Raw genomic sequence first — 6,000 nt, forward strand, 5'->3', positions numbered from 1 at the left:
GACCAGCGGCTCCTTGTTCGGGTGGCGGTAATGGTTCAGATCGGCCGCATGCGGCCGGTCCGCGACCTTACGCTGCGCCTGCGGGCCTCCGCGGACCGGGGTCGACCGCTGAGACGGCCTCCCCGGGGCGCCCGGGAAAGCCCGGGAAGGCCTGGAATCCGGCCGGTGTAGGCGAGATGGGCGCCCCGCACGCCCGAGGCCGGGCGGGATCAGCGGGCCGATGTGAGACTGCTGGTGAGGCGGTGATCACACATGGCGAGCCATTCCAGGGAGCCCGGACCCGGGGACCCGGGTGCGGGAAGTCCCGGGGACCGGGGTGCGGGAAGCCTCGGTCCCGGAGCGCCCGGCTCGGGGAAGTCAGGCCCTCGGCAGCCCGGCCCCGGGGAGCAGCTGTTCGAGCAGTTGCTCTCCTCGGCGCACGCGGCGGCGCCGATGGAGCTGCCCGCCCTGGCGCGGCGCTTCGCCGATGCCGTCGGGCTCGACCGGATCGACATCTACCTCGTGGACATCCAGCAGCGGGACCTGGTGCCGCTGGCCGACGGGCCGCCCACGCTCGGTGTGGACACCTCGGTCGCCGGTTCGGCCTACCGGGCGCACGCGCTGCGCGTCGAGGAACTCGCGCACGGCAGGATCGTCGCCTGGCTGCCGCTGATCGACGGCGCCGAACGCCTCGGCGTGATCGGCGCCACGGCCGCGGTCCTCGATGTCGCGCTGCTGCGCCGCTGCCGCATGCTGGCGTCCGTCCTGGCCATGACGATCACCTCGAAGCGGGCGTCGAGCGACAGTTTCGCGCGTCGGACCCGGTCCGAGCCCATGCAGCTTCCCGCCGAGATGCTCCGGGCCTTCCTGCCGCCCAGGACGATCGGCAACTCCCATGTGATCTCGACTGCCGTCCTCGAACCGGCGTACGAGATCGGCGGCGATGCCTTCGATCACTCGCTGACCCCGTCGACCCTGCACGTGGCGATCCTGGACGCCATGGGCCACAACCTCGCGTCGGGTCTGACGACCGCCGTGGCCATGGCCGGCTGCCGCAACGCCCGGCGCGCGGGCGTCGAACTGCCCGAGCTCGTCGACACCGTCCAGCACGCGCTGGCCGAGTGGCTGCCCGAGCAGTTCTGCACCGGCATCCTCGCCCAGGTCGACCTGGCCCGTGGCGTGCTGCGCTGGTGCAACTGCGGCCATCCGCCGCCCCTGCTGATCCGGGATCACCGTGTGCTCGACCGGGCCCTCGAGCGGCCGTCGCAGCCGCCCATGGGGACGCCCGCTCAGCTGGCAGGTGTGACGTGGGAGGTCCACGAGCAGGCGCTCGAACCGGGTGACCGGGTGCTGATGTACACCGACGGCGTCACCGAACTGCGTGTCGGTGGCGGGTCCCAGTTCGGCCTCGAACGGTTCACCGACAGCATCATCCGCGCGACCGCGGCGGGTGAACCTGCGCCCGAGGCCCTGCGTCAGCTCATCCACTCCATCCTCGACCGGCAGGACAACCAGTTGCGCGACGACGCGACGCTGCTGCTCCTCGAGTGGCGCCCACCGGACACGCGCTGACTTGCCGCTCTCCCCGCCGCTCTCCCGCGTGCCGGAACGTGTGTTCTGGATCAGGGTGGATACACGGCAGGACACCAGCGACAGTCGCGCATGAAGGAGGACGAGCACCGTGGGAAACGACGAGGTCATGGGCGACGAGGTCTACCAGCCCGACACGGACGAGGCCGAGGTCCGCGAGGACGAGGGCATCCTCGACGCGGAGGACACGCTCAGCGACCGCGCGGCGGACCCGTACGACGAGGGCTGGTCGCCTCCCGAACGGCCTCTTGGAGTGGGCCACACGGGTACCACCGCTCAGGAGCAGCAGGAGGGCGAGAGCCTGGACGAGCGCCTCTCCGAGGAGCGGCCCGACCCCGCGCTCGAGGTTCCCGACCCCGCCGAGGACGACGACGGCATCGGTGACACGACCGACACCGACGGCGAGCCGATCGAGGACGCGGAGGTGGGAGACGCCCGCGCCGGACGCCTGTTCGCCCCCGACGACGGGGCGAGCGTGGACGCGGAGGACGACGCCGAGCAGGACATGATCGGCGAGGACATGGGCATCGACGGCGGGGCGGCATCCGCCGAGGAGGCCGCGGTGCACGTCATCGACGAGGACGCCGACACGGCGAGGTGACCACGTCACGCACGGCTGACCGGCGGGGCGGTCCGGGCTCTCCGCCCCTCCCCGCCGCAGCCGGTGATGTTTGCCGGTGACGTTCCGTCAGCGGTCAGCGCAGGTCGAGTCGCATCAGTACGCGGGGGTGACCGGCCAGCACGGAGGTGGTGTCGGCGGCGTGGGTGAACCCGGCACGCTCGAAGTTCTTGCGGATCCCCGCGTACGCCATCGTCAGGTCGACCTTGGCGTCACCGTTGTCGAGTGGGTACGCCTCGATTGCCGGTGCGCCGTGGGAACGGGCGAAGTCGACCGCGCCGGCGATGAGGGCATGTGAGATCCCCTGCTTGCGATGGCCCGGACGCACCCGAATGCACCACAGGGACCAGACGGGCAGATCGTCGACGTGGGGGATCTTGCGATTGCGCGCGAAGGACGTCTCGGAACGCGGCGCCACGGCAGCCCAGCCCACGGGTTCGTCCCCGTCGTACGCGAGCACTCCCGGCGCGGGCTCCGCCCGGCACAACCCCGCGACGTACTCCCCCCGCTCCGGCCCGCGCAACGCGTTGTTGAGCTTGGACGGAACGCGATAGCTCAGACACCAGCACACATTGGCGCCGGGCGACTTGGGCCCCAGCACGGCACGAACGTCCTCGAAGACCGAGGCGGGGCGCACTTGAACGACCATGACAGCAGAGTGTCACGCGTGCCGGGGTTCCCGCTCATAGCGCCTGCAACGGAACATGAACGGAACCGCCTCTTGTGCTCCACATGATCTCCACGTGAACCCTTGACCAACGGTTGAGGTTTCGACTAAGTCGCAGCTCAGGGGCGCTTATTACTCAATCTTTGGCAGAATTTTGCTCTGTCATCCGAGGTTAATGCGATGGCAAAGTGAGAGACACAGCTGCCGTACAGGCTGTTACCGGGGCGACGCGGTGCCCGCTGTCCTTCAGCGGTCCGCGCCGCCTCACTGTCACCATCGACCCGACCACACCGCGTCCCGGCTCCGCCGCAGCGACGCAGGAGGCAGGCCAGCATGAAGTCCCTGATCGACAACGCCCGTTCCTTCGCCGCGACACACGTCGCGGCCCCTCAGAACGCCGCGGCCTTCGAGGCCCTCGGCGCCGGGCAGTCGCCCGAAGTCCTGTTCGTCACGTGCTCCGACTCACGCGTCGTACCGTCCCTGATCACCGGCGCACGCCCCGGCGAACTCTTCGAACTCCGTACGGCGGGCAACGTCGTACCGATCTATCCCTGCGGCAACGACGCCGACCGGGACAACCACCCCATGAGCGAGGCGGCCACCATCGAGTACGCGGTCTGCGTGCTCGGAGTCCGCGACATCGTCGTCTGCGGACACTCGCACTGCGGCGCGGTAGGCGCCCTGGTGCGGGGCGAGGACCTGTCGGCCGTCCCGGCGGTACGCGACTGGCTGAACCACTCCGTCGCCCCCGACGCCGCCCTGCGCTCCCTCGACGAGGCCTCCCAGGCCGCCGCCGACGTGGCTGAAGCCGTGCAGACCCACGTGCTCGCCCAGGTGCAGAGGCTGCGCGCCTACCCCTGCGTGAGTGAGCGCCTCGCCGACGGCTCACTGAACCTGCACGCCTGGTACTACGAGGTACACACCGGCGCCGTCACCGCGCACGGCCAGTCGTTCGACGACCGGCCGGCCTTCGGTCCGTTGTGAGAGCTGCCACGCCCCACCATCCGGCCCGCTCCCACGACAGGACCCCCCACCCTCATGTCCTCTTCCCGTTCCTCCCTCTCTCCCCTCTCCTCCCTCCGCTCCACCTTCAGCCCGCTGCGTGAACCCGGCGTCCGGCGCAAGGACTTCCTCGCCTCGCTCGTCGTCTTCCTTGTCGCCCTGCCGCTGTGCGTCGGCGTGGCCGTCGCCTCCGGAGTGCCCGCCGAACTGGGGCTGGTCACCGGCATCGTCGGCGGTCTGGTCGTCGGCTTCCTGCCGGGCAGTGCCCTGCAGGTGAGCGGGCCCGCCGCCGGACTGACCGTGCTCGTCTTCGAGGCGGTCCAGGAGTTCGGGCTCGGCATGCTCGGCGCCATCGTGCTCCTCACCGGCGCCCTGCAGATCATCCTCGGCCTGCTGCGCTGCGGCCGGTGGTTCCGCGCCATCTCCGTGTCCGTCGTGCAGGGCATGCTGGCGGGCATCGGTCTCGTGCTGATCCTCGGCCAGCTCTACACGATGGCCGGGGCCGAACAGCCACGCTCCGGGATCGACAAGATCGCCGGGCTGCCCGGACTGCTCGTCGACGTGCTCGGCGACACCGCCTCACTGACCGCAGCGGCCCTGGGCATCGGCACCATCGCCGTGCTCATGCTCTGGCCGAAGCTGCCCGCCGCCGCACGCGTGGTGCCCGCGCCGCTGGCCGCCGTCGCCCTGGCCACGGCCGTGGCCGCCGGACTGCGCCTGGACGTCACCAACGTGACGGTGCGCGGCCTGGTCGACGCCATTCAGCCGCCGGGGCTCGGTGACCTGGCAGCCCTGGGCAGCGTGGCCGTCCTCGGCACGGTCCTCGCGTTCACCCTCATCGCGTCGGCCGAATCGCTGTTCAGCGCCGCAGCCGTCGACCGCATGCACGACGGGCCCCGCACGCAGTACGACAAGGAGCTCGTCGCCCAGGGCATCGGCAACGCGACGTGCGGCGTCCTCGGCGCACTGCCGATGACGGCCGTCATCGTCCGCAGCTCCGCCAACGTCGAGGCCGGCGCGCGCACTCCGCTCTCCCGCATCCTGCACGGCGCGTGGCTGCTGCTGTTCGCCGTGCTGTTCCCGGCCGCGCTCGGCATCATCCCGCTGGCGGCGCTCGCCGGCGTGCTGGTCCACGCGGGCTTCAAGCTGATGCCGGTCACGGAGATCGTCCCGCTCGCCCGCGCCCACCGGGGCGAAGCCCTGGTCCTTGCCACCACGGCCATCGCCATCGTGGTGACCAACATGTTCGAGGGCGTGGTGCTCGGTCTGGTGCTCGCGGTGGTCAAGTCCGCCTGGGACACCTCGCATGTCAACCTGGACGTACGGGAGTTGACCGGAGGACGGCTGGTCGTCACCCTCACCGGCAACGCCACGTTCCTGCGGCTGCCGCGCATCCTGGAGACGTTGGAGGCCCTGCCCAAGGACCAGCCCATCGAGCTGGACCTGACGGCCGTACGGCATCTGGACCACGCCTGCCGCACGACGCTGGAGAACTGGGCGATGCGGCACAACGACAGCGGCACGGAGGCGGTCCGCATGAAGACCTCTCCGGTGGCCTCGTCCGGGACCGATGCCGTGGCCGATGCCGGGGCCGAGAGCTCCGACGCGCGGGCCGGCACGCGCCTTTGATGACGGGAGTCCGCCGGCACTGACGCCGGACGCCCACCCCTGAACGCCGTCTGCCGCCCGCCCCGGCGGCAGACGGTGCGGGCCGGTGGGCCCGTCGGCGTGCCGTTACGCCATCCAGCCGCCCCCATTGACACTCCCTTGACCATCTCTTTACGTTCAAGGGGATGGGGCGAAAGCTCATAAACCCATCGATTCATCAGCTATCGCCAAATAGCCACCATGCATGGAGGTTTCACCATGGAGCAGCTCATCAAGCGCATGACCGAGGAGTCCGTGTGGCAGAAGTGGGTCGCCGCCAACTCCGCCCAGGCAGGCTCCGGGCAGGGCTCCAAGGACGGCTGCATCAGCTCGGCGCCCAAGAGCGGCTGCATCAGCGCCACCGGCAAGAGCGGCTGCATCTCCTGAGCCGCTGAGGCCGCGGGGCCGCCGCCGCACCCTTCTCGGCGGCGGGCCCCCCCCCCCCCGCCCCCCCCCCCCCCCCCCCCCCCCCCCCGCCCCCGGGGGCCCGGGGGCG

The 6,000-nt window shown here is 70.9% G+C and carries 6 protein-coding genes; 5 read left to right on the forward strand and 1 reads right to left on the reverse strand.

Features of this window, described 5'->3' with window-relative positions; all coding sequences use genetic code 11:
* Positions 1–252: 252 nt before the first annotated feature.
* Positions 253–1,551 carry a PP2C family protein-serine/threonine phosphatase gene (locus AB0I66_RS07600; protein ID WP_363206834.1) on the forward strand — a complete coding sequence of 433 codons (1,299 nt, stop codon included), beginning with the start codon at positions 253–255 and terminating at the stop codon, positions 1,549–1,551.
* Positions 1,552–1,678: 127 nt separating this feature from the next.
* Entirely contained in the window at positions 1,679–2,170 is a 492-nt protein-coding gene (locus AB0I66_RS07605) for a DUF5709 domain-containing protein (RefSeq protein WP_363207833.1), read from the forward strand.
* Between the two features lie 94 nt (positions 2,171–2,264).
* Here AB0I66_RS07605 and AB0I66_RS07610 read toward each other — a convergent pair whose 3' ends face one another.
* Positions 2,265–2,837, reverse strand: a complete 573-nt coding sequence (locus AB0I66_RS07610) for a GNAT family N-acetyltransferase (protein ID WP_363206835.1) — start codon at positions 2,835–2,837, stop codon at positions 2,265–2,267.
* A gap of 351 nt (positions 2,838–3,188) precedes the next feature.
* Here AB0I66_RS07610 and AB0I66_RS07615 point away from each other — a divergent pair, with 351 nt between their 5' ends.
* From AB0I66_RS07615 to AB0I66_RS07625, 3 genes are all read left to right on the forward strand, one after another.
* Complete coding sequence (locus AB0I66_RS07615; protein WP_363206836.1) at positions 3,189–3,839, forward strand: carbonic anhydrase; 651 nt, start codon at positions 3,189–3,191, stop codon at positions 3,837–3,839.
* Positions 3,840–3,893: 54 nt separating this feature from the next.
* The gene (locus AB0I66_RS07620; RefSeq protein WP_363206837.1) at positions 3,894–5,486 is read left to right on the forward strand and encodes a SulP family inorganic anion transporter; all 1,593 of its coding nucleotides are present in this window, start codon (positions 3,894–3,896) and stop codon (positions 5,484–5,486) included.
* Between the two features lie 237 nt (positions 5,487–5,723).
* A complete protein-coding gene (locus tag AB0I66_RS07625) occupies positions 5,724–5,891 on the forward strand; it encodes a hypothetical protein (RefSeq protein WP_363206838.1) in 168 nt (55 codons plus the stop codon).
* Positions 5,892–6,000 lie beyond the last annotated feature (109 nt).

It is taken from the genome of Streptomyces sp. NPDC050439 (assembly GCF_040655335.1).
In the GTDB taxonomy this organism is placed as follows: Bacteria; Actinomycetota; Actinomycetes; order Streptomycetales; family Streptomycetaceae; genus Streptomyces.

Coding starts and splice junctions, on each gene's coding strand:
- AB0I66_RS07610 (WP_363206835.1), bottom strand. CDS start 2,837: ATGGTCGTTCAAGTGCGCCCCGCCTCGGTCTTCGAGGACGTTCGTGCC.
- AB0I66_RS07605 (WP_363207833.1), top strand. CDS start 1,679: ATGGGCGACGAGGTCTACCAGCCCGACACGGACGAGGCCGAGGTCCGC.
- AB0I66_RS07620 (WP_363206837.1), top strand. CDS start 3,894: ATGTCCTCTTCCCGTTCCTCCCTCTCTCCCCTCTCCTCCCTCCGCTCC.
- AB0I66_RS07600 (WP_363206834.1), top strand. CDS start 253: ATGGCGAGCCATTCCAGGGAGCCCGGACCCGGGGACCCGGGTGCGGGA.
- AB0I66_RS07615 (WP_363206836.1), top strand. CDS start 3,189: ATGAAGTCCCTGATCGACAACGCCCGTTCCTTCGCCGCGACACACGTC.
- AB0I66_RS07625 (WP_363206838.1), top strand. CDS start 5,724: ATGGAGCAGCTCATCAAGCGCATGACCGAGGAGTCCGTGTGGCAGAAG.